Here is a 23,802-nt window from a genome sequence, read left to right as displayed (position 1 = left end):
AATGTGATGTTATATTACATTTCTTCAATGGAAACCCAGCGGCGTTCCTCTATGGATCGTTCCACCGCTTCAAGCACGGCCTGACAAGCGACCCCATCGTGGAAGTTCGGCACAGGCTGCCGTCCCTCGGAGATGGCACTCACCAGCTCAAGCATCTCGTGTGTGAAGGTATGCTCGAATCCGATCGTATGTCCCGCAGGCCACCAGGCCTCGGAGTACTTGTGTGCCGGATCGGTGGCGAGCACGCGGCGGAAGCCCTGAACGTCCTCCTCATCTTGCGTGAAATACACTTCCAGTTCGTTCATCCGTTCAAAGTCAAACCGCACACTGCCCAGACTACCGTTGATCTCGAATGAATTGGTGCTCCGGTGTCCGGCCGCAAACCGTGTGGCCTCGAAGCTGCCCACCGCACCTCCTGCGAATCGTGCCAGGAACAGCGTGGCATCATCAACCGTCACTTCTCCCATCGGCACATTCGTCCCGGCGCTGCCCTTGGCGCTCAATCCGGTCATCTCCGAAGCCAGCGGGCGCTGCTTGATGAACGTCTCGCTCATACCGACCACTTCATGGAACTCGCCGACCAAGAACCGGGCGAGATCAATCAGATGGGCGCCAAGATCACCATGAGAGCCAGAACCGGCCACTTCTTTTTGCAGACGCCACACCAGCGGGAAGGACGGGTCCATGATCCAGTCCTGAAGGAAAAAGGCACGGAAATGATAGATTTTGCCCAGGCGACCGCTCTCGACTAGCTGCTTCGTCAGTTGGACAGCCGGAGAAAAGCGGTAGTTGAAGCCGATCATATGTCTGACACCTGCTTCCTCTGCTGCCTGCAGCATGTCACGGGAATCCGCCAGCGAGAGTGCAAGCGGTTTCTCACAGAACAGATGCTTGCCATGGAGGGCAGCCTCAACGACAATTTCCTTATGGGCATTACTCGGGGCGTTGATGTCAATGAGATCAATATCGTTACGTTTCACCAGATCACGCCAATCGGTAACACTCTCGGTCCAGCCGAACTGGCGGGCAGCCGCCTGGACTGCCTGTTCGTTGCGTCCACAGATGACGGACATCTCCGGCTGCAGCGGGGCATCTGGGAAGAACATGGGTAGACTACGGTAAGCGTTGCTGTGAGCCTTGCCCATAAATTTGTAGCCAACCATTCCGATACGAAGACGATTAGACATGTCGTTATCCTCCTTATGGGTCTGAGTTCCAACAGATTGTTGACGAATGCGGTTATTGACGAATGGAAGACCCCCTGATAATCAGCTCCGTGGACAGAAGCTGTCTTATCGAGGCGCAACCGGTCAGTTCCAGAGCTGGAATGAGGTCCAGAGAATCCGGTATAAGCTTCGAGGCCGCAAGCTCCCCCATCTCATAAAAAGGAACGCGGACACTGCTTAGCGGCGGAACGGCCATCTCGGCCGCATCCGAATCGTCATAGCCCACAAACGCCGGGAACTGGTCAACTCCCAGTCCGCGCTCGCGCAGACCCTGCATCACCCCGATGGCCATCCGGTCGTTCGCTGCAAATACCGCATCAATATCATTCAGCCTGCCTGCGATTGTAGCCGACGCTTCGAGCCCGCTTCGACGACTGTAATTACCCTCCAGAAGCAGCTCGTGATCATATTCAATACGGGCCTCCTGAAGCGCGGTGTGGTACCCCTTCAATCGTTCAGTACTGTTGGAATAGATATCCGGGCCATTGAGAAAGGCAATCCGCTTGCACCCCTGCTCAATGAGGTGACTTACAGCCGCCCGGCTTCCTTCTACATGGTCTGCATCCACTTCACAGAACGACTGTCCTTCAAAATGATGATTCATGACGCAGAACGGACGCCCTTCTTCCTGAAGTCTCTTCAGAGCTTCCAACTCATTGTGGTCATCCCTGGCTCCCAGGATGATACAGCTATCGACCTTTTGCTGCCGGAAAAGACCGCTGTAATCCATCCTTTCCCCCAGCTTTCGGAACAATAGTAGCAGATCGAGCCCGCTGTCCCTGGCCTTACTTCCAATGCCGCTCAGCATCTCGGAGAAAAAATAGGCTGAGAACAGGTGCGCCTTCGGTACATAAGGCATAACCACACCAAGATGGCCGCTCTTGCTTCGAGCAAAGTTGCGGGCCAGCGCACTGGGAACATATCCAAGCTGATTGGCGGCGTCGAGGACCCTTCTCCGCGTATCTTCTTTGATGGGACCAGCCGCGTTCAATACCCGAGACACCGTCGCTTCAGACACGCCGGCGAGTTCTGCTACTTCCTTGCGCGAAACGATATTGCCCACCTCCGATCATTTTATGTACGCGCGTACATTTTCTCATGTAGCCATACCTCTGTCAATCCCAAACAGCGTGCCCCAAAGACAGACAAGCTTTTTCCTCTCCAGAGAGGACATGTGTTATGTCATCTCTCGTTATTCGTTAATCATTCTAGAAGCTGTCGCCTAACGGATGAACACTTAATGGATTCAGTTACTCTATTGGCTGTAATCTTGTTTGATAACGATTGTTGAATGCTTAAAAGAGTTGGACCAAGACGACTGCAGCAGATTTTTGAACTATCGTTTTCCGTTAGTGTAACGTTACTTTATAGAATTTTCCCTGTCTGTTCTATGGTTTAAGCCATGAAACGTCATATCCCATCTTACTAATAATCTCGAGTCCGTCTTGGAAATTTATAATGTTTTCTCCAGTCCAGCCATTTTCTAATCTGTCTAAGATGAAATCTCAAATAGTTTTTGGATGATGAAAAATATAAATGTTTCTTTATATTAGAACGACGTTATATTACTAATCAAGCTAAACTGCCCTTTTCTTCCGCTTTCTTCGCAGTAGCAATGTTATCCTTTATAACACTAAGATCTTGTTCAAGGCGTAAAATTATGTAGCATGTTTAATCCCTGCCGACTATATGTGGGGCAGATAGAAAAATTAAGAAAATAACCCCCTTTGCCCTCAATTTGAGGAAAAAGGGGGTTGAGTCCAATCATTATTTCATTTGATTCTAGAACCTATGAGAAACTTTAAGATTCAATGTTTTTCAAAGGTTCTCAAAATATAAGATTCTATTAAAAATCTGTCTTAGGCGAGTCGAAAAATAGAGCTGATTTAAATAGTTCTTCGAATCACGCTTTTAGTTGCAGCCGCCTCAAAAATCGTCTCAATCAGCACCAGCACACGATGCACTTCTTCACTCTTGATCGCAAGCTCCGCTTTTCCTTCGATGGTGGAGACAAAATTTTCGTAAAAGCTTTCCGCTGCAACAGGTATTTTCTCAATCGGGAACTTAAGGGTGGATTCCTCCGACGGCGGCGCCATCGTTTTTGTCAGTCCTTGACCTGCTTGAATTGGTTTTGGTTCCACATGAGCAACATCCGGATTCCGGGTAACGATCTCTCCGCTCAAGTCCCAATCCCTGATCACTGCAGTTCCTTCGGTTCCTTTAATATACCAACGCGGCAGTTTTACGTAATTGGTTGTACCCACTTCAATAACTGCTGTCAGGCCGTCCTTGAACTCAATAAAGCTGGTAAAGCCGTCATCCACTTCAGTTCCCAAAATATAGCTGAGGGTAGCAGTTACGCTTTCGATTTGGCTGTCCGTAATCTGAAGCAACTGGTCCAACAGATGGACTCCCCAATCCAGCAGCATTCCTCCACCGTACGCCTTCAGTTGCCGCCAGTCACCTGGAATGCCGTTAGCCCCCTGAACCCGCGATTCTAGCTGGAAAAGCTCGCCCACGGTCTTCTTGCCAATCATATCTTTGATAATCCGAAAGTCTTCATCCCATCGTCGGTTCTGATGTACCGTAAACAAGCGGTTTTCTTTCTTCGCTACCTCGACAATATCCAAGAAATCCGCGCTCGTTATCGTAACCGGCTTTTCGCAAATCACATGTTTTCCAGCTTGCAGTGCCTGAATCGCAATTTCTTTATGAACATCATTAGGCGTTGCTATCAGAACAATATCGACGGCCTGATCGGCGAGAACGGCATCCAGACTGGCGTAGGTTTTATAGCCAGCAGCCGCAGCGAGTTCCATCCGGTAATCAACAATATCATATACACCGCCAACAGCAAGCTGCTGAATAGGTTCGATCAATTGAACATGGTAGCTTCCCATGCCTCCATAACCGATAATGACTACATTATACATCCGATTATCCATTTTCATTTTCCTTTCACTCCTGATTTAAGCGCACCACATAAAAAGCGGTTGCTCACGGATCAAAATCGATTGCAGATGGGTTACTGCACGATAAAATTTTAATTGGATAGCTCTATCATACATTTCTCATGAAAAACTTTCTTCCTCATTTCTTGCCGTTTTATTCCCGAATATTGCCCTGCGGTATTTCAATGGTGATGTTCCTGTCGCTTCCTTAAAGAAATGATGAAACGTCTTCACGCTCCTGAAACCTGCAGCCTCTGCGACCTCAGTGATTGGATTGTCTTCATTCAGCAAAATCCATTTGGCCTTATTCAGTCTGTATTCATGCAAAAAGGCTACAAAGGTCATCCCCGTATTCTTCTTAAATAGTCTGGCGAAATAATAGGGACTGAAACCCATATATTCAGCTACATTCTTCAGCGAAATGGTTTCATGATAATGGCATTCCACATATTCAAAAATACGTTCCAGTTTACAAAGCATGTCCTTGGATTGTATTAAGGTACTTTCAGAGATTTCGCGAAGTCTAGGCTTCGTACTTCTCGGCACTTCCCGCAAAATAAGAGTCAACATCTCAAACAGTTTGGCTTTGATCATATAGGCACAACCTTCTTTGCAGCTGGCGTTCTCATCATAAATGCTTTGAATTAGCGGGAGCATTTTAGCTGCTGTTTCTTCTGGCCAGTTCCAGCTTGATTGCTCCATCTCTGTAAATATATCTCTTAGAGGACGCTTCTGATCGCTTAATGTGGATATCTCTTGAAAAAAGCTCAAATCAAATTGAATAACCACCCGTTCGCTGTCGGGAGAAGCCAAGAAATAATGAACATCACCACCATTTATAAATTGAACTTCACCTTGTTTCATGCGTATCGAACTATCGTTAATTCCCAGATCCAAGGTTCCCTGAGTAACATAGATAATTTCAATTTCTTTATGCCAGTGGGGATAGCAAAGTACGTCGCCTTTATTAATAAAACTCCGGAAAGGAAAATGTCTATCAAGCTCCGGGATCTCTAAATACAAATTCATTTTGGTAGACTCCTTTTGTTGTAAATTTCAAAAAAACGCACACATAACTATTCATAATCATGTTGCCTTTTCGTACAGATGGAATATCGCAACATTTACCTTATTAAGGTACTACTTTAGCAAACGAAAAAACAAAGATAGCATCGCTCCCGAAATCGTCTGATAAGAGTGCGTAACGATATATTGGCAGTTTCAGTTTATTGCATCATGAGCTGCTTTTTGCTATGAAACACGGATCATGCGAATAGCATACGGAATTAAATGTGCGCCTTCTCAACTTTTGAATAAAATATCTTCTTCTCTTTGAATTGTAAGCGTTTAATAATATTTTTCCTATCATAAAAGTTACAGTTGCTATCAAGAAAAAACAATTGTTACCTAGTTCGAGTAGAAAAGAGGAGGCGTGCATTGGGGAAGCAGCAGTATATTTTCTTAACCTTAGCCGATCTGGAGGCTGTGATGTGTATCCACAGCTGGGTGCGTATCACAGTTGATATGGAACATAACGAATATCCGTAAGACCATAACCTATTTAATTATGTTGAATACGTGTAAGATTGTTGATTTTTTTAACATTTTTTATATAATTCTATATATAAATTTCCATAAAAATGGTATAACCTAGTAAAGAAAAAATATTCATATAAAAAAATATCCTTATGGAGGGACAGGCCTTGAAGAGACTATTCGCTTTAAGTTGTGCTTTCTATCTGCTAATCGGCGTTACCAGCGTGGTTCTTGGGGCATTACTACCGATTCTGCTGCCTCACTATGGACGGGGGTACAGTGATGGCGGGTTACTGCTGTTCCTGCAGTTTTCCGGATTTCTTGTCGGCGTTCTGCTCTCCCCCTTCATGGCTCTACATATCGGTCGGAAGTGGATGTTATCCATTGCCCTGGGCAGTATCATGGCAGCGTGTACCATTCTGGGTGTACTGCCATCCTGGAGCTGGGTCATCGTGATGACCATCTGGGTTGGCTTCGGCTCAGGCATCATTGAATCGTCCATCGGAGCATTCACGATAGAATTCACCGAGGAGCAGAAAGCCGTAGCCATGTCCAAGCTGGATGTCTATTTTGCACTTGGTGCACTGCTCATTCCGGCGGTAGTAAGCCTGTATATCTGGCTTGGAATGTGGCATCTGACCTTCTACACCATCTCCCTTTTAACGTTTATCCTGGGGCTGTTCTGGCTTACCATGCCTGCTTCCACCTCCTCACACCTGACCCAGGCAGACCTCCAAACCTCTGAACGTTCGGTTGAAAAAGCCCAGTACTCCGGACAGCATCGTGTTTTGCTGGGGATATTTATTGTCTTCTTCTTTGTTTATATGGGTCTTGAACTGGGGCTCATGAACTTCCTGCCCTCTATTCTGATCGAGACGCTGCAGCTTCGGGAATCCGTAGCCTCGCTGGGTGTCAGTATGCTCTGGATTGCGATGATCATCGGCCGTATGTTCTCAGGAAGGATTGCAGAGTCATCAGGATATATTCCTTTCCTTCTGTGGAGCGCAATCGGGACTTTCTGCTTCCTGGTTGCAATGGTGTTTATATCCAGCCAGTGGGCTACATTCCTTTTGATTTTCGGAGCAGGGTTATTCATGTCCGGACTCTTCTGTATCGCTCTCGTCTATGCGAACGTGCTGATTCCGGGAATGACCGAGCGAACGACTAGCATTCTGATTGCATCGGGCGGAGTTGGCGGCTCGGTGCTTCAATATGTAATAGGCTGGAGCATGAGCGAATGGTCGGTGACGCCTACCCTCTGGATTCTGGCTGCTTTCAGCCTGCTTCTGCTACTGGCTGTTATTCTCTCGTATCTGTGGAATGACAGGAGCAGCCGGGTAGTTAGCTCCCTTGTCCATCAGGGCAAGGAAGGATGAAATCGCCTTATTTTTGAAGGAGGTGAGGCCTACCGCCTTATGCTGTAACAGGGGCTGTACATTATAAGGATGTACTTGATGAGAATGTATATTCTGATATGGAGGGGAAGCATTGTGCATACCTTAACCAAAGAACGCTTCAGATACGGAAAAGGCATTACTCTGATTGACGATTCGGGTACGGAGTATTTGGATGGCGTATCCGGCACCTTCAATCTGTCGCTTGGTTATAATCACCCTCATGTCGTCACCAAAGTACAGGAACAAGTCGCCAATCTTACCCACATGTCCTCATCCTTTACCGAGCCTTACGTCGAGGAAGTCCTGGATCATTTGATCCAGTATACGCCAAATGGAATCGACGCGGGATGGATGAGAGATATTACCGGCTCCACGGCGAATGAATGTGCTGTGAAGCTAGCCCAGAAATATACCGGAGAACTCGATATAATCAGCCTGTATCTGTCCCATCATGGGCAGACCCAGTTCGCAACAGGCATATCCGGTAACGCCTTCCGGCGGCGGAAATTTCCCAATTCGGCTGCAGCAAATTTCCTGCATGTACCTGCTCCCTACTGCTATCGATGCCCGTTTAATTCTTCGCCTGACAAGTGTGGCTATCAATGCGTCGAAGCAATATCGGATGCCATTGCGTATGCAAGCTCAGGCTCTGTGGCCTGCATAATTATTGAACCCATCCTGGGCAACGGAGGCAATATCATCCCACCTGCAGGATATTTTAAGCGGCTCCGTCAGCTGTGCAACGAGTACGGTCTGATTCTAATCGCTGACGAGGTTCAGACAGGGATTGGGCGGACAGGATACATGTTTGCAAGTGAGCTGTTTGATATCCAGCCGGATATCATTACCCTTGCCAAGGGACTGGGCGGCATCGGTGTTCCTGTTGCAGCGGTATTGATGCAGTCTCGTCTCAATGTTCTGGAGAAACATGAGCATTCCTTCACCTCGGGCAGCAATCTGATCTCGGTCACGGCAGCCAAATCCACGCTAGAGGTTGTGTCCGAGCCCGGTTTTTTGGAAGCCGTACGGTCGAAAGGAAGCCTGCTTGGGACCCTGCTGACAGAGATGGCTGACAAGCATGATTGCATCGGGGAGGCTCGCGGCGTCGGACTGATGTGGGGATTGGAAATTGTGGACGAAGATGATGCCCCTGACGCAGCCAAGAGCAATGTGATTATCGACCGTGCTTTTGCCGAACAGCAGCTGATTCTCAGAGGTTCCCGTTACGGTTACGGCAATGTGGTCAAAGTAAGACCTTCTCTCACGGTTACGGAAGACGAGATTGTCGAAATTGTCAAGCGGCTTGACGCCGTTCTGGCCACCCTTCACTAACTATCTGCCGAACAGGCAAAAGGAGGACTATTCATGCTTGCACTGGTATACAAATCAGCTTGGGATGTGGCTCTTGAGGAAAGACCCGTCCCCGAAATTACCAAAGATAACCACGTTCTCGTCCGGATTCGGGCGACAGGCGTATGCGGTACGGATCTAGGCATCAGCAGCGGCAAATATCATGCCGTGCCTTCCACTATCCTGGGCCACGAATCAGCGGGGGAAGTGATCGCTGTAGGATCAGCCGTCAGTTCAATGCAGCCCGGGGACCGGGTTGTGATTGATCCGACGTACTACTGCGGTCAATGTGATATGTGTCGGACAGGAAGACAGAATCATTGCACACATAAATCCGTAACGGAGACTGGAGTCAGTGCCGACGGCACGTTCACTGATTATTATGTGACCGAGGATCGTTTTCTGTACAAGCTGAAGGATCATATCAGCTACGAAGAAGCGACACTGACCGAACCGCTGAGCTGTATGCTAACCGGAATCAACCAGATTCACCTGCTACCGAACTTTACAACCGTCATTCTGGGCGCAGGACCAATCGGGATTCTGTACAGTTATGCTCTTGCTTCCAAAGGCGTGACCGGCTGTCTCGTCGACATCTCGGAGGAACGGCTTGCCATAGCGCATTCCGTTGCCCCCAAGCGGTGGTCCGTGCACGCTACACTAGAGTCGGCCATTCATGAGCTGGCACCGCTAAAGAATCAGGTTGACATGATTGTGGATACTACAGGCGTGGTTGGCACCCAGGTACTATCCCGGCTTACGAGCGGCGGGTATCTGATGCTGGTGGGGCTGAGGGACGGGACAAGCTCGTTCAATCCGAAGGAGGTAGTTGACCGTAGCCTCAAAATCATCGGCTCGATTGATTCCCTGGGCACGTTCTCCACGGCTCATTACCTGATTGAGCAGCAGATCGTTCCCGCCAAAAAAATCATTACCCACTCCTATCCGCTGGAAGACTACCGAGAGGCCTTTCTGACCCTGGGATGCAATATCAGCGAGCGGACACTTCAGCCTTCTTCACAGGCGATCAAGGTTGTGCTGCAATCGAACGGCTCCGGTAACTAAATCCGGATATTAACAAGGGGGGATGGACATGACAACCATTTATCATGATACGCAGCCGAATAATGAATGCACGGGAGGCCCAACAGCGTCCGTTCCAGTCAAGGCGGTCATCTTCGACATGGACGGAGTACTGGTAGACAGCGAACCGATTTATTTTGAAATCGAACGCAGCTCCTTTGCCCATTTCGGTGCGTCCATGACGGAAAAAGAGCACCACACCTATGTTGGAGTGACACTCGAATCCATGTGGCGCCAGGTGCTGGACAGACATCAGCTCACCAATACAGTGGAAGAGGCTCTGTCCTATCACCGGAAAAATGTGATGCAGACGATGATTGCACACGAGAGCCTTGTGGCAATTGACGGGTTGGAGCGGTGGCTGGACTGGCTGCAAGAAAGAAGGATTCCAATCGCGGTGGCCTCTTCCTCTCCACAGGAGCTGATTGATCTCATCATGGAAAAGACAGGGCTTGGCCGTTACTTCGATATTCGAATCACTGGAGAAGAAGTATCGCAGGGTAAGCCGGCACCGGACATCTTCCTATACGCCGCCGAGCAGCTTGGCATTGCCCCGGCCCATTGCATCGTTATTGAGGATTCACGGAACGGTGTCCAGGCAGCCAAGAGTGCGGGTATGCGCTGCATCGGCTTCCACAACCCCGGCTCGGGCCGGCAGGACCTGTCCAGAGCCGATCGCCGGATTCTCAGCTATGACGACCTGTGGGTAATTAAAGAGAGCCTGCCGTTCGAGGAGTAGCTGCCTGCCAAGACCAAAAATTGAAATGTACCAGAAGGCATACCCCCTTTATAATCATATGGAAGCGCCCGATCTTTAATATGGATGAGGGCATTAAATAACGCCCCTTGGACTACACACTGGAGAATGTCATTTATTCTGCCCTGTGTGTACTCTAACGGGCGTGCTTTACATTGAATTGGCCTGGTTAAATCGAATGCGTCCTCGGTTCATTCCTCCGCGTGTCCATTGCTTCAAAAGCTTTCTCCTCTTGGCTCATCATCTCCCCATGATCTTAAAGTAGACTCGCAATTTAAAGTGTATCAGTAGCTACGCTTCTCATAAATGTTTAATCCAGAGGGTTTTCGAGATCATTTTTTAAAAATACGATGTGTGGTTTTTAGCAGATGTACTCAACAATTAACCATTAACCTGAAGCAACTATGCTTAAGATCTTGATGCCAAGGTCGCATGCAGGTTCTCCCTATCTTCATGATCACCTCAGCAATAATAGCGGTTATATTTTGTCCGGCAAGTAGACTTCACCCCAAGACTGATAAATTCATAAAATAAATATTTACCCAAGAGTGTTTTAGGTATACCTGATCCAATCAGGAACAATTTCACACACAAAAATTAAGTGGAAAAGTTTTAATATCTAAAGGAGTTTAATAGTAGATTGCATTAAATTAAAATGACAATCCGTTTCAGCGGGGACATCTGAAATCAAAATTCACATCATACTATCCGGGTAAGCTTCATTTTTTGAAACGCGTATCGTTTCACTAGGGAAAAATTTTTAAAAATATTTTTCAACTTTGATATGAATATCCTTATGATACCACTTTAATTGATTATGAACTTTGAATATTTGAGGCATTCCTAAACGCATTGACCGCTTACCCATTGAACCGTCCCCAATATTTAGCGTATCGATCCAAATACGATCCACAGTTCCTTCCAAAGCTTTAGGAAAATCAGGAGTGAACGGTAGTACAGGAGAAATGGAAGCCTGAGTAAATATTCCCGCATCGTGTAATTCTTTTAAGGCTTTAATCCGTAATTTGATCCCAGGTGCATTTGGAGAAAAGATTTGCTTGATATCCTCTCGGTCTGTTTCAATAGTCATGGATACCACGAGTTTACACTTTTCTTTTAATTTTACTAACAAATTAAGGTCTCTTGTGATGAGTGAGCTTCGTGTCTGGATTTGAAGTAGATCGGGCGGAAATTTAATCATTTCCTCTAATATCCGACTTGTAATGGCTGCTTTGCGTTCAATAGGTTGGTAGGGATCTGTTGCAGAGGACATAAAAATATTCACCGTCCTGTTTTTTTGACGGAGTTTGATCATTTCACTACCGTACATTTCAGCGGCGTTTGTTTTGATGTCCACCCATTCTCCCCAAGGAATATCTCTGAACTTTTGAATAGGCATTTCTCTTACGTAACAGTACCTGCAAGAAAATGCACATCCACTATATGGATTCAATGAATGTGTAAATCCTATATCCAAGTAACCCCTGGCTTCGCTAAGAATTTTCTTTGAAATAATATCTTTTATCTCAATTACCACTCGGATTCCCCTCACCGATTTTTAAAGTCAGGATTGAAAAAATATTGAGTTATTCATTGTAATTTTTGCCGCTTAAGACATAAAGATTACCTATTATAAGTAAGAGTATATCTGCACCTCGCAAATGAAATTCTTTATGAAAAAGAAAAGCCAACACCTGTTTTTCGGTAGCAATCAAAATTTTAGCTTCGCTTGCTAGAGTTAACGTAATTGAGCCCCGTAGCATTAACGCAAAAGCCTATCTATGGGAGACGCAGCTTTTTTAAGTGCACCTAAAAAAGCTGCGTCTCCCTAAAACCAATAATTCATTCGTTTAAGGTGTCGGCACTGCTCCGATCTGTTGCAGCAACCCAAGCAAATCGGGTTGGCCATATTCTTCAATAATTTTCCCGCCGGACAGTCGATAGAGATTCATAGCCTGCACTTCAATTGCCTTTGTTGTTGGCTGAAAGCCGAAAAAGGTACCTTGGTGTGTGCCTCGCATTGTGAAGCGTGCAGCAACCTTATCCCCCTCGGCAACCATCTCCTCCAGCGTCCATTGAATATCTGGGAAGCCAACTCTCATCATTTCGATAATTGCAAGGTAACCAGACGGCCCACGCATCGGCTCGGAGCTGCCTGGGACATAAAATACCGCATCCGGAGAAATGAGTTCTTGAGAGAGAGTTTCACTCGCGGTGTTGATGAATTCTGTAAAACGAAGCATCAGGTGTTTATTGGTTTCTGTTGTCATAGTGGAACTCCTTTCCAATCTCTTATTCACAAAAAATACACTAATCCCAAAGGATGTCCGTTGCTTCACCTATTCTAACCTTTCGAAGTCAAGATATCCTTCTTGTCGCCACACTCACCTCCTTGACAGAGTGAAATATAAATTTAAATAAGATACCAATTATTCATATCCACCCTCCTTTTTTTATTGATTCTCCCGTAAGCATATAAAATGGGATGAACAAAATGCTCCATTAATAAATACAAGGGCAGTATTGGTTCATAGCCTCGACATAGTCGCTGATCACGTATTCTTAACAACAATTTTTCCGTTAGCGACATTACTTTCCATTAATAAATGTGCCTCTTCGATTTGATCCAGTGAGAAAACTCGCGCTACTGGTACTTTAATTTGATGTTTCTCAATATGATTGAACAGTTCGACAAGTAAATGTTCTTTGACTGGCGTACTTGTAAAAGATGTAAGATAGATTCCCGATGGTATATCTACCATAGGTTCAAAACGGTCCATTTCCCACTCACCACCCAAAATTCCCGTCATACATAGAATACCGTGCTCAGCGACAAATTCTAGTGATTGTTTCAATGTGACAGTCCCCACTAATTCCAGTACCTTATTTACACCTTTGGGAGCAATTGAAAAAAGCTGATTCGATAAGTTCTGATTGTCAAGCAACACATAATCCGCGCCGTATCCCTTGAGATAATCCAATTTGTTTTTGCTTCTGGTTGTTGAAATAACAACCGCGCCTCTACTTTTGGCAAGCTGCATTGCGGCTAGTCCCACAGAACTGGTTCCTCCACGAATGAGAAGCGTTTCTCCTTCATTCAGCCTGAGAGTATCAAATAATGACGCGTAAGCTGTATAATACATTTCGGGAATCGCCGCCAATTCCACCCAATCCATTTCGTTGTCAACAGCATAAACTTGACTATGAGGAATCAGAGTATATTCCGCATAACTACCATCAAATTCACGTCCAAGACCACCCATCAAAGAAACAACTCGCTGTCCTTTCACAAATTTGCTATCTGATGGATCTTCGATTTCACCCACACATTCAATACCAAGAATTCGAGGGAGTTTAACTGTAGGAGAATCACCTTGTCTGGTGAATATTTCGGATCTGTTAATACCAAAAGCCTTAATTTTGACTAACACCCAGCCTGGTTTTACTTCAGGTTTCGGTACTTCCCTTACCACAAGATCCTTTGCTGAACACGATTTTTCCAACACAATAGCCTTCATATTCTGCACTTTCCTTCCATAAAATATCTAAAAACCTACATACTTCTCTCAATTTTCAGAAGTAACGCGTTTACACCAATCGCCATTCCGGCAGAGAGCATACTTCCCCACACAATTTTGTAAACATTCATTGTCCGTAATCCCTCAAATAAAATATTTCCTAGTCCTCCAGCGTTGATAAAAGCGGCGATCGTTGCCATGCCTATTGTCGAAACTACCACAAGTCGTATTCCGATAAATATTGCTTTCTTGGATAATGGTAGCCTAACATTATATAGAACCTGCATTCTACTCATACCAATCCCGGTAGCCGCTTCTATAATGGACGGGTCTACGTCATTCAAACCTGCCACAAAATTACGAAGCAATAAGTACTGATTGTAGACAACAAAAACAGTTATGGCTGTCACATCACCCAATCCGGTTAATGGGATCATCATAGTGAAAAGAGCCAAACTGGGAATAGAATAAATAACTGAAAACAAATAAATCAGTATCTTTGACAATGTGGTAGAGTACATGGACAAGATCGTCAAAATAGAAGCCAGCAAAAGGGAGAACAGCAGTGTAATAAATACGATTACCGAATGTCCCCAGAGGGCGTTTCCTAACTTATCAGGGTGTTTTATGACATAATCGATCAATCTAACTCCTCCCAAAACCGTTCTTGCTTTGAAGAAGCAATGAGTGAGGATACAAAATCGTTTGCAGGATTCTTCACAACATTTCTTGGTGTATCAAACTGACAAACCCTTCCTCTATCCATGAGTATGACCCTAGTTCCGAGTTTAAACGCTTCATTGATGTCGTGTGTAACAAATAAAAATGTTTTCTTTAATCCACCATGAATACGCAAAAGCTCATCCTGCAAATTCATTCGAGTGATTGCATCAATAGCTCCAAAGGGTTCATCCAGCAACATAATTTCCGGGTTAGTAGCTAAGGCTCTTGCCAATCCAACCCTCTGTTGTTGACCACCAGATAATTGCGCCGGATAACGGTTTTTATATTCCTGTGGCTGTAATCCAACAAGAGATAGCAACTCATCTACTCTAGAAGCAATTTTTGTTTTTGGCCATTTTAAAAGTTTAGGCACTATGGCAATGTTCTTACTTATTGTCATGTGAGGAAATAACCCTACCTGCTGAATAACATAGCCAATTTGTCTTCTTATTTTCACAGGGTCAACTGTTGCAATATCCTCACCAAATAATGTGATATTCCCTTCGCTTGGTTCATATAGACGGTTTATCATTTTTAATAAAGTTGTTTTACCGGAACCGGATGAGCCTAGGATGGTAATAAACTCTCCTTCTTGTATGGATAGAGTTACATGGTCCACCACGTTATTTTCCGATTGAGCATATTTTTTACTTACATTGTTGAATTCTATCGCTGTATGAGGCATCTTGTTTTCCTCCGTGAAGTCCATTATTTAATGGATTCGTAATATTCCTTGGCGACATCTTCATATTCCTTTTTATCGACGTCTACTTTAGCATTTAATGAAGTGATTATTTTGGTATCCAATGTAGCACTTACCTTGTTAATAATCTCTGCAATTTCGGGATTAGCGTTTAACATATTGTCACGAATAACTGGCGCTAAATTATATGGCGGCCATACATATTTGTCATCTTCCAACAGCGTGAATTGATCTGTATTAACCAGCCTTCCCTCTGTTGTATAGGCGGGTGCGACATCGGCTTCATTGTTACTTAACACCTCATATTTCAGACTGTTATCATACACCTTTGATGATTGCCAATTAAATTTCCCGTACACTTTTTCTAATGCCGGTATTCCATCTTCTCGTTGATCAACTTCCCCTTGCGAGGCAAAACGAAGTTCACTAGCATGTTTTTGCAGGTCTGAAATTGTGGTTATCCCAAGCTTTTTGGATACCTCAGTACGTATAACAAGACCAGCTCCGTCATTTGCGTTTGAGTAATTAAGCCAAGTAACCTGAAATTGCTTTTTATATTCCTCTTTAACTGTCTTATAAACCTTCTCGTGATCGGTCATTTGATTCATATTCAAAATGGTCAATAAAGCCGTACCCGTGTACTCGGGATATATATCAATTTCATTATTTATAAGGGAAGTATGAATAACTGAGCCCGCAATATTAAAAACCCTTTCCACCCTATATCCAGCATCTTCCAAAGCTAGTGCATACAGTTCTCCAACAATTAAGTTCTCCGTGAAGTCTTTTGTTCCGACACGAATCGTAGTATTTTTTTCTGGATTAGTGCTCTTATTCCCACATGCTGCAATCATTGCCACTAACAATATAACTGTTAGGATTGCAGTAAACCTTTGTAAGTTCTTTTTAAACATGATCTTGGCCTACTTTCTAAGAAATTTATATCCAAACAACAATCTATCCGTCATATCAAGACATAGCCCCGCCACTATAGAAAACACCGCAACCGAAATACCCCCAATTAAAAGTAAATCAACTCGATTTAATCCCAAACCTGTAAAAATGATATCTCCGAGTCCACCTGCTCCGATCTTTGAGGCTAGTGTCGCACTTGCAATAACTTCAATCATAGCTGTCTTCACTCCGGTTAGAATCAATGGCGCGGCTAATGGAAACTTAACTTTCCATAGTAGTTGCCTCTTTGACATTCCAACTCCAAGCGCTGTTTCCAGCACAAATGGAGGAACTTCTTCTAGTCCTGCAACAGTATTCATAATAATTGGCGGAATGGCTAGCAGTATTAAGGCTGTCATAGCCGGCTGTATCCCTGTGCCCATAATAGGAATCAGTAATATAAGAACAGCCAAACTTGGAATAATACGCAAGACCTGAAACATGGACACTATCCATTTTTCGTATTTCTTACACTCTGTACAGACGTACCCACAAACAATTCCAATTATTGATGAAATCAGTATTGCTAGAAAACTAATCTCTATATGTTCTTTTACAGAAACCCAATAGTTGTTCATGTAATTGATAAAATAATCTGAAAACTGCATCCACAAATTGCTGCTCAATGTGTCCTCCTCTCTAACCCTTATCTTCTTATGAGAACCATATAAGGTATAAGTTCGCCTGAATGACCTTTTCCTATTTCACTATTTTTGCTTTGTGCTGCAAAGTTGAAGAAGCAGGGATAAACTTACTCTTCTCTTAAAAATATAGAATTATTCTTAAATAATCTTTGATTCAAGTAGGACACCTTCTGATTAGGAGAATCGTTCTTAATTGATCCTGAAATAGAGAAAACAGAGATCTTTCTCCAAAACAAAAAAATAATCTGTTCGAAAAACTAGTTTGTCCGATCTTAAGATTGTATATAGAATCGTATATTTTTAGTTTTATATAAAACCTTTTTAGCAAAAAAAATTAATTTATAATTCGATCTTTTGAAGGAGTTCCATGATACGAGATTTTTCTTCATGTGTAAATTTATCGTATATTTTCGCTAACAAACAATCCGATATTTCTTCAAATTCCTCTCGAAGATCATGTCCTTTTTCTGTAAGAGTCAGCCGATATATGCGAGTATCCTGTAAATCCTTTTCTTTTTGAATGTATCCCCTTTTCACCATTTTATCGACCAAAACTGTTACTGTTGACTTATCTCTATCAATTAGCTTAGATAACTCATGCATAGTGAGACTATCATGCCGATAAAGTTGAAACAGAATATCACCGTGTGATGGTGCAATATCCCTTATATTTCTATTGCGCAACTCACTTTCTATGAACCGATTGCCATGACGATGTATTCGTCCCACCAAAGACAAAATGTATGTTTCATTCATGGATATCATTTTAATTTTATATAAAACTTTTGTCAAGTAACTAGTTTTAGATCGGTCAATCCTTGTCTAACATGCAATTTAAAAATTGAATAACAACAGTAAATTCACTTTTGCAATGCCGTTGACCAATCATATGGAGTAATGCAATTATTTGTAGCTAAACATCCTGCACCAAAAAAACAGAGCACTTTTCATTTAGATAATCATCAAATCGGCTATGAATACATGTTCTTGTCCTCCGACAAAAACTTCAACGAAAATGCGGTCGTTTTCTCAATTATTTTCGAGTTTTCTTTTATTGGAGCCTGTCCGATCCGCTTCGGACTCAGGAACGAAAGTTGGGTAAAGTCGACCAGACAAAAAACACAAAGTATCTAGTGCTTGGTCGGTCAAAGCTCCTTTGCCGGTCGTAAAAACTTTCTTTTGATATATAACTGCTCTCCTTCCGGTTTCAATATCTTCTATTTGTATGCAGCAAAACTCATATAAAAAAGGGGTGCTCTTAACACCCCAACATAGATTCATTGATCTATATCACGCTTCATTTGAGAGGTAAGTTTGCGTATGTTCAGCTCTTTCTGTCTTCTTCAGTAATCAGAGAACTGTAGGCCGGAATCGTGACCATTCCTTTCTTCACCTTCACATCCTTCGAGGTGGAGAAGACCACTTTCCACTTACCTTTATCCAAATCTTTCATCTGCAGGGTAACCGGCTCTCTAGACAGGTTATGATATACATACAATGTTTCTTTGCCTGAAGTGCGTGTAAATGCGGCCACGCTGGCAGAACCTGTTTGGATAGGTTGCAGACTTTTGCTGCGGAGAGCTTCATGTTCTTCCCTCAGACGGATTAGCGTGCGGTAGCTTTCCAGCAGGGAATCATCGTCCCGCAACTGCGCTTCGACCGACACTTCGCCTGTGTTGTATTTGGGTTTCTCCCACGTTGGTTGACCAGGGCCATCTCCCTTGTACCAGCGCATAGGCTCCCGAAGATACTCATCGGGCTTCTCCCCCTTCATGCCGATTTCTTCCCCGTAATAGAGGAACGGCTGACCCGGAAGCGTCAAAAGAATGGAAGCGGCCAGCTTGGATTTTCGCACATCCCCGCCCAGTTCGCTCATGACACGGGTCTGGTCATGGTTGCTCAGGAACGGAGCATCGAGTGCCGCCTTATTGTACGATTTGTACAGTTTCAGCGTTTTCTCGGCGAATGTCGCGATACCCTGATCCCGACCGTTTTTCACGGAGTTCAAAATCGTTCCGCCCAGGTCAAAATTAAACAGGGAGTGGAGCGGTCCGTAATAAGGAGCTATTGTTTCCGGTTTGTCCCATACCTCTCCTGCCAGATATACATTTGGATTTACCTTCTCCATCTCGGAACGGAACTCATTCCACCACGCGATGTTTTTATCGGCACCATCCTTCGTCTGCCCTTTAAAAATATGCATCGCCGCGTCAAGCCGGAACCCCTGTGCACCCTGCTGCAGCCAATACTTGCCGACTTTGATCATTTCTTTGCGGACTTCGGGATTGTCGAAGTTCAGATCCGGCATTCCTGACCAGAACGTACCGTAAAAATACCCTTCCCCATTCGGATTCTTATGCCATACCTGCTGGCCCCACGAGCCCTTTTCTTCCAGATCTGTGTTCTCATCCGCCCATACGTAATAGTCGTGGTATTTGCTTTGCGGGTTGGCGCTGGCCTCCTTGAACCAAGGGTGCTCGCTGCTCGAATGATTGATAACAAGGTCCATGATCACCTTGACGCCCTTTCGGTCTGCTTCTTTCATCAAGGTGCGGAAATCATTCAGACTCCCATACTGCGGGTCCACCTGATAGTAGTCGGTTACATCATATTTATGGTAGCTTGGAGACGGATTCAGGGGCATGAGCCAGAGGCCGCTGACCTGCAAATCCTTGCCCGAACGGGGATTGCCGTCGTTTAAGTAATCAAGCTTTTGTGTAATTCCTTTCAAATCACCGTGTCCGTCTCCATTCGAATCATAAAAAGAATTGATATAAATTTCATAAAACACACCGCTTCCAGCAGAAACCGGAGGCTTATGTCCATTCATTGCCTGCTCGGCCATTGCACCTGAAGCGAACATCGTGAGCATAGGCACCGTTAACATAGCGGTGGACAATCTTCTTAAGCATTTGTTACGTGTCAAAACATATCAGCTCCTTAAATTGTTATGAGTGCGCTTTCATTATAAAGAGAAACAATCCAAAAAAAGGGGATATTATTATCTAATATGGTGGAAAATATCGATCTTTTTGTTTCTCAGTATCGAACGAAAACACGACGTGCTCCTTCAGGCGCTCTCCTGACAGGTGTCTGTGGACCAGTTCACGGCTGTAGATCATGATTGGGCTCCTCTCGAAAAAAGAGAACTTCTAAACCGAAAAAATCTAGCTATCAAGCTATTACTTTGGCTACTCGAGCTGCGATGAAAGGGGGGAAGCTTTTCCAAACCGATCCAACTCTGTATTCACTATATCCTCTCCCACTTATACGACGATTTATTTTCAGTCGCAATTGCAGGCATAGTGACAGAATATTCAATTTGAAACCCCTCCGTCATCAAGAGAATATTCATCATGTTAACACAACTAATCTGTACAAGAGTAGATCAAAAGTAATCTTAAAGATTCAGCCGGCATCTTGAAAGTATTAATGGGATGTGTTAGGATGAAGTCGAATTTTAGTAAATTTATTAACTAAAAAAGGTGTGAGCTTTTTTGGCAACCATTAAAGACATTGCCCGCGAAGCGGGTGTGTCTGCTGCAACAGTTTCAAGGGTTTTAAATAACGATCTGTCTCTGTCCGTGAGCCCTGACACCAAAAACAGAATTTTTTCGATTGCTGAACAGCTCGGGTATAAGCCTTCCCGGCTGAGGCAATTAAAGCAGAACACGGAACGTGGTGGGAAGACAGTCTCCCTTCTGCTGTGGTGTTCCATTGAAGAGGAACGGGACGATCCGTATTATGCCTCGATCCGCCGTGGAATCGAACTGCGCTGTGAAGAGCTTGGCCTGACGTTGGGGCAGACCCTGCGAGGCCGCTCTTCCATCGTCAGCTTGCAGAAGACGGACGGTCTGATTGTCGTGGGCGGCGTCGATCCTGAAGAGGTGATCAAGCTGCATCCCAACAAGAATACCATTGTCCTTGTCGACCAGTACCATGAACAGTTGGAGTACGATTCCGTACGCCTCCATTTCCGGCAAGCTGTTGATCAGGCACTCGGACATTTACTGGAGCTTGGTCACAGACAAATCGGGTTTATCGGCGGTAAAAGCGACGGAGAGCGACGGGCGCATTATTTTGAACGGTTCATGCGGGAACGGGGATTGTACAATCCTGAATTCGTCCGTATAGGCGCTTGGACTACCGCGGATGGCTATCGGATGATGAACGAGCTACTTGTCGAACAGGAAAGACCGACGGCCTGCTTCGCTGCAAGCGACCCGCTCGCTATCGGTGCCCTCCGTGCCCTTCATGGAGATGGAGTCATGGTACCTGAGGATATGGCCGTCGTCGGCTTCGACGACATTGAGATGGCGGCCTTCGTACAGCCACCGCTAACCACTGTGCGTGCCTATCCCGAACAGATGGGAAAGGCTGCCGTTCAACTGCTTGCTGAACGGTTTGAGGGACGTGAACCACCTGCGCACAGCGTAATCGGGACTAAGCTTGTCATACGGGAGAGCTCATGCCAAAACAGCTAAAATCAGCACTTGAAAGTCTTAACGTCATTGATAAATATTCTTATGTGAACACAAATTATGAACCCCCAAGGAGTGAATACCATGAACATTCATGTAGACGAGACGCTTGGTTTGTTTCACCTGCAGTCCAAGGATTGCAGCTATATTATCCAGCTTGTAGAAGGATATCCCGCACATGTCTATTGGGGAGCTCGACTTCACCATGACAAAAGTCTAGCAAGTATACTGGAACTTAGGGAGCGCTGCTCTTTCTCTCCCACTCCCGTTCCTTCCAATCGTACGATTTCCCTGGACACGCTTCCCCAGGAATATCCCCAGTATGGAACAAGCGACTTTCGTCAGCCCGCCTACCAGGTTGCACTTGCGGACGGCACCCGGATTACGGAGCTGAAATATACTGGTTACCGCATTGTTCCGGGTAAACCAAAGCTTGAAGGACTTCCTGCCGTCTATACCGAATCGGATGATGAAGCAGCAACCCTCTTTCTGATCCTTGAGGACAAAAGCTCAGGTCTTAAGGCTACACTGCTCTATACTGTATTTGCGAATTACAGTGTTATTGCCCGGTCTACCCTGTTTGAGCATACTGGAAGCGCTATCCTAAATATTGAGCAAGCCATGAGCGCCTCTGTCGATTTCGCCGATTCCAACTACCAAGCTCTCTACCTGTCCGGTGCCTGGGTGCGGGAACGGCATATCCAGCGCCGTGACCTCGGGCCCGGTGCCATTCGCTTGGAGAGCCGTCGGGGCTCCAGCAGTCACCAGATGAATCCCTTTCTGGCACTGCTTCGTCCTGATGCAACTGAAGATCGTGGTGATGTGTACGGCTTCAGCTTGGTCTATAGCAGCAACTTCGTCGCACAGGCAGAAGTAGAGCAGTTCGACCAGACCCGTGTAAGTATCGGGATCAATCCCTTTGACTTCTCCTGGCAACTTGAACCGGATCAGTCATTCCAGACCCCTGAAGCCGTACTGGTCTTTTCCGGAGAAGGTCTTGGGGGCATGTCTCGCACTTATCATCGACTCTATCGTACACGGCTGTGCCGGGGGGATTATCGTGACAAAGAACGCCCTATTCTCGTAAACAATTGGGAAGCCACTTATTTCAACTTCGATGCTGATAAAATCGAGGCGATTGCTAAGGAAGCGGGACCCCTCGGTATTGAGCTCTTTGTTCTTGATGATGGTTGGTTTGGCAAACGCGATAATGACGACAATTCGCTTGGGGACTGGTTTGAGAACCGCCGCAAGCTGCCTGGCGGTCTTGCCGACCTAGCCAAACGGGTGAATGAACAAGGATTACAATTTGGCTTGTGGGTAGAGCCGGAAATGGTATCTCCTGATAGTGAACTATACCGTGACCATCCTGACTGGTGCCTGCATGCTGAGGGGCGGCGGCGGACGGAAGGCCGATCCCAGTTGGTGCTTGATCTCTCCCGCAAAGAAGTATGCGATTACTTGTACGATACGCTTAGCTCCGTATTCTCAATCGCTCCGATTACTTATGTCAAGTGGGACATGAACCGTAATATGACGGAGATTGCTTCGGCTACAGCTCCTAGCGAACGGCAAAAGGAAACCGCACACCGTTATATGCTCGGACTTTACGATCTGCTGGAACGCCTGACCTCCCGGTTCCCGGACATCTTGTTCGAAAGCTGTTCCGGAGGTGGCGGACGGTTCGATCCAGGAATGCTCTACTATATGCCGCAAACATGGACCAGCGACGATACCGATGCGATTGAAAGGTTGGCTATCCAGTACGGAACAAGCATCGTGTATCCCGCCAGCACCATGGGGGCACACGTATCAAGCGTGCCGAACCACCAGGTGGGACGAATCACCTCCCTCGCCATACGCGGCGATGTGGCAATGAGTGGCAACTTTGGCTACGAGCTTGATCTTACTGCATTTACAAAGGAAGAAAAGGAGTTCGCTGCCAAACAAATCGCCCAGTACAAGGAAATTCGCTCCCTTGTACAGCAGGGGGATATGTATCGGCTCCTTAGCCCATTTGAAGGCCGAGGTGATACGGCCTGGATGTTCGTTAGCGAGGACCAGTCGGAAGCGTTTGTCGCTTACTTCCGCGTACTGGCTGAACCGAATGGGCCAATCCGACGATTAACACTAAAAGGACTTGACCCGGAGAAAAAGTATAAAATCGAAACCGGGGCAACGGGCAACACTGCAGATCATGCGGTTAATACCTTGGCGGAAGACGGCGGCTCCCCCTTCAGCGTAGCGTTCGATGGCGAAATCTTTGGAGGTGACCGCCTGATGAGAATTGGGCTTGTGGTCTCGGATCTAACAGGGGATTTCGCCAGCTCTACCTTCCGCATTAAGGCGATCCCCCGCTGATCACGAATGCAGTCAGTGACGATAAAAATTTAAACAAGGCAGACCGATTCTCCGGTCTGCCTTGTTTAATAATTACTCCAATATTTTAGTTATCTACCCGTCCGTTAATGGCGAAGAC

At 45.5% G+C, this 23,802-nt stretch carries 19 protein-coding genes; 6 read left to right on the top strand and 13 right to left on the bottom strand.

The features are described from left to right. Window positions 1-14 precede the first annotated feature (14 nt). From ACWXW9_RS02510 to ACWXW9_RS02495, 4 genes are all read right to left on the bottom strand, one after another. On the bottom strand, window positions 15-1,187 hold the full coding sequence (locus ACWXW9_RS02510) for a Gfo/Idh/MocA family protein (RefSeq protein WP_494928121.1): 1,173 nt from the start codon (window positions 1,185-1,187) through the stop codon (window positions 15-17). 52 nt (window positions 1,188-1,239) lie between these two features. After that, a complete protein-coding gene (locus ACWXW9_RS02505; protein ID WP_494928120.1) occupies window positions 1,240-2,289 on the bottom strand; it encodes a LacI family DNA-binding transcriptional regulator in 1,050 nt (349 codons plus the stop codon). 823 nt (window positions 2,290-3,112) lie between these two features. Then, the gene (locus ACWXW9_RS02500; RefSeq protein WP_494928119.1) at window positions 3,113-4,177 is read right to left on the bottom strand and encodes a Gfo/Idh/MocA family protein; all 1,065 of its coding nucleotides are present in this window, start codon (window positions 4,175-4,177) and stop codon (window positions 3,113-3,115) included. 120 nt (window positions 4,178-4,297) lie between these two features. Next, a complete protein-coding gene (locus ACWXW9_RS02495) occupies window positions 4,298-5,206 on the bottom strand; it encodes an AraC family transcriptional regulator (protein ID WP_494928118.1) in 909 nt (302 codons plus the stop codon). Window positions 5,207-5,880: 674 nt separating this feature from the next. Here ACWXW9_RS02495 and ACWXW9_RS02490 point away from each other — a divergent pair. The 4 genes from ACWXW9_RS02490 (at window position 5,881) to ACWXW9_RS02475 (ending at window position 10,282) form a co-directional block, all read left to right on the top strand. After that, window positions 5,881-7,089: an MFS transporter gene (locus ACWXW9_RS02490; protein ID WP_494928117.1), complete on the top strand. Its 1,209-nt coding sequence runs from the start codon at window positions 5,881-5,883 to the stop codon at window positions 7,087-7,089. 84 nt (window positions 7,090-7,173) lie between these two features. Further along, a complete protein-coding gene (locus ACWXW9_RS02485) occupies window positions 7,174-8,442 on the top strand; it encodes an aspartate aminotransferase family protein (RefSeq protein ID WP_494928164.1) in 1,269 nt (422 codons plus the stop codon). 33 nt (window positions 8,443-8,475) lie between these two features. Further along, complete coding sequence (locus ACWXW9_RS02480) at window positions 8,476-9,525, top strand: zinc-dependent alcohol dehydrogenase (protein ID WP_494928116.1); 1,050 nt, start codon at window positions 8,476-8,478, stop codon at window positions 9,523-9,525. Between the two features lie 28 nt (window positions 9,526-9,553). Then, window positions 9,554-10,282 (top strand): HAD family hydrolase, encoded by a 729-nt coding sequence (locus ACWXW9_RS02475; protein WP_494928115.1) that lies wholly within the window; start codon window positions 9,554-9,556, stop codon window positions 10,280-10,282. Window positions 10,283-11,060: 778 nt separating this feature from the next. Here ACWXW9_RS02475 and ACWXW9_RS02470 read toward each other — a convergent pair. From ACWXW9_RS02470 to ACWXW9_RS02430, 9 genes are all read right to left on the bottom strand, one after another. Beyond that, on the bottom strand, window positions 11,061-11,837 hold the full coding sequence (locus ACWXW9_RS02470) for an SPL family radical SAM protein (protein ID WP_494928114.1): 777 nt from the start codon (window positions 11,835-11,837) through the stop codon (window positions 11,061-11,063). A 313-nt stretch (window positions 11,838-12,150) separates the two neighbouring features. Beyond that, window positions 12,151-12,570, bottom strand: coding sequence for an ester cyclase (locus tag ACWXW9_RS02465; protein ID WP_494928113.1), 420 nt, complete (start codon window positions 12,568-12,570; stop codon window positions 12,151-12,153). A 282-nt stretch (window positions 12,571-12,852) separates the two neighbouring features. After that, window positions 12,853-13,818 carry a zinc-binding alcohol dehydrogenase family protein gene (locus ACWXW9_RS02460; protein ID WP_494928112.1) on the bottom strand — a complete coding sequence of 322 codons (966 nt, stop codon included), beginning with the start codon at window positions 13,816-13,818 and terminating at the stop codon, window positions 12,853-12,855. Window positions 13,819-13,853: 35 nt separating this feature from the next. Continuing rightward, the gene (locus ACWXW9_RS02455) at window positions 13,854-14,462 is read right to left on the bottom strand and encodes an ABC transporter permease (protein ID WP_494928111.1); all 609 of its coding nucleotides are present in this window, start codon (window positions 14,460-14,462) and stop codon (window positions 13,854-13,856) included. Continuing rightward, window positions 14,459-15,226 (bottom strand): ABC transporter ATP-binding protein, encoded by a 768-nt coding sequence (locus ACWXW9_RS02450; RefSeq protein WP_494928110.1) that lies wholly within the window; start codon window positions 15,224-15,226, stop codon window positions 14,459-14,461. Before ACWXW9_RS02450 ends, ACWXW9_RS02455 begins: the two co-directional genes overlap by 4 nt. A 23-nt stretch (window positions 15,227-15,249) precedes the next feature. Next, complete coding sequence (locus ACWXW9_RS02445; RefSeq protein ID WP_494928109.1) at window positions 15,250-16,158, bottom strand: glycine betaine ABC transporter substrate-binding protein; 909 nt, start codon at window positions 16,156-16,158, stop codon at window positions 15,250-15,252. A gap of 9 nt (window positions 16,159-16,167) precedes the next feature. Continuing rightward, the gene (locus tag ACWXW9_RS02440; protein ID WP_494928108.1) at window positions 16,168-16,824 is read right to left on the bottom strand and encodes an ABC transporter permease; all 657 of its coding nucleotides are present in this window, start codon (window positions 16,822-16,824) and stop codon (window positions 16,168-16,170) included. Window positions 16,825-17,181: 357 nt separating this feature from the next. Then, window positions 17,182-17,598: a MarR family winged helix-turn-helix transcriptional regulator gene (locus tag ACWXW9_RS02435; protein WP_494928107.1), complete on the bottom strand. Its 417-nt coding sequence runs from the start codon at window positions 17,596-17,598 to the stop codon at window positions 17,182-17,184. A 568-nt stretch (window positions 17,599-18,166) separates the two neighbouring features. Continuing rightward, on the bottom strand, window positions 18,167-19,768 hold the full coding sequence (locus tag ACWXW9_RS02430; RefSeq protein WP_494928106.1) for an alpha-amylase family glycosyl hydrolase: 1,602 nt from the start codon (window positions 19,766-19,768) through the stop codon (window positions 18,167-18,169). A gap of 571 nt (window positions 19,769-20,339) precedes the next feature. On the opposite strand from ACWXW9_RS02430, the gene ACWXW9_RS02425 reads away from it, so the two are divergent. Further along, window positions 20,340-21,326: a LacI family DNA-binding transcriptional regulator gene (locus ACWXW9_RS02425; protein ID WP_494928105.1), complete on the top strand. Its 987-nt coding sequence runs from the start codon at window positions 20,340-20,342 to the stop codon at window positions 21,324-21,326. A gap of 81 nt (window positions 21,327-21,407) precedes the next feature. After that, entirely contained in the window at window positions 21,408-23,684 is a 2,277-nt protein-coding gene (locus ACWXW9_RS02420; protein ID WP_494928104.1) for an alpha-galactosidase, read from the top strand. Window positions 23,685-23,802: the final 118 nt, after the last annotated feature.

The organism is Paenibacillus sp. LT-B23 (assembly GCF_059417685.1).
The sequence above is the reverse complement of the archived record's forward strand: the minus strand, read 5'-3'. Positions and strand labels throughout refer to the sequence as shown.

What these genes read in the sequence shown, in the direction of transcription:
- ACWXW9_RS02465 (WP_494928113.1), bottom strand. Translation starts at nt 12,570, where the DNA reads ATGACAACAGAAACCAATAAACACCTGATGCTTCGTTTTACAGAATTC.
- ACWXW9_RS02480 (WP_494928116.1), top strand. Translation starts at nt 8,476, where the DNA reads ATGCTTGCACTGGTATACAAATCAGCTTGGGATGTGGCTCTTGAGGAA.
- ACWXW9_RS02450 (WP_494928110.1), bottom strand. Translation starts at nt 15,226, where the DNA reads ATGCCTCATACAGCGATAGAATTCAACAATGTAAGTAAAAAATATGCT.
- ACWXW9_RS02435 (WP_494928107.1), bottom strand. Translation starts at nt 17,598, where the DNA reads ATGAATGAAACATACATTTTGTCTTTGGTGGGACGAATACATCGTCAT.
- ACWXW9_RS02475 (WP_494928115.1), top strand. Translation starts at nt 9,554, where the DNA reads ATGACAACCATTTATCATGATACGCAGCCGAATAATGAATGCACGGGA.
- ACWXW9_RS02460 (WP_494928112.1), bottom strand. Translation starts at nt 13,818, where the DNA reads ATGAAGGCTATTGTGTTGGAAAAATCGTGTTCAGCAAAGGATCTTGTG.
- ACWXW9_RS02510 (WP_494928121.1), bottom strand. Translation starts at nt 1,187, where the DNA reads ATGTCTAATCGTCTTCGTATCGGAATGGTTGGCTACAAATTTATGGGC.
- ACWXW9_RS02420 (WP_494928104.1), top strand. Translation starts at nt 21,408, where the DNA reads ATGAACATTCATGTAGACGAGACGCTTGGTTTGTTTCACCTGCAGTCC.
- ACWXW9_RS02500 (WP_494928119.1), bottom strand. Translation starts at nt 4,177, where the DNA reads ATGAAAATGGATAATCGGATGTATAATGTAGTCATTATCGGTTATGGA.
- ACWXW9_RS02445 (WP_494928109.1), bottom strand. Translation starts at nt 16,158, where the DNA reads ATGTTTAAAAAGAACTTACAAAGGTTTACTGCAATCCTAACAGTTATA.
- ACWXW9_RS02495 (WP_494928118.1), bottom strand. Translation starts at nt 5,206, where the DNA reads ATGAATTTGTATTTAGAGATCCCGGAGCTTGATAGACATTTTCCTTTC.
- ACWXW9_RS02485 (WP_494928164.1), top strand. Translation starts at nt 7,174, where the DNA reads ATGTATATTCTGATATGGAGGGGAAGCATTGTGCATACCTTAACCAAA.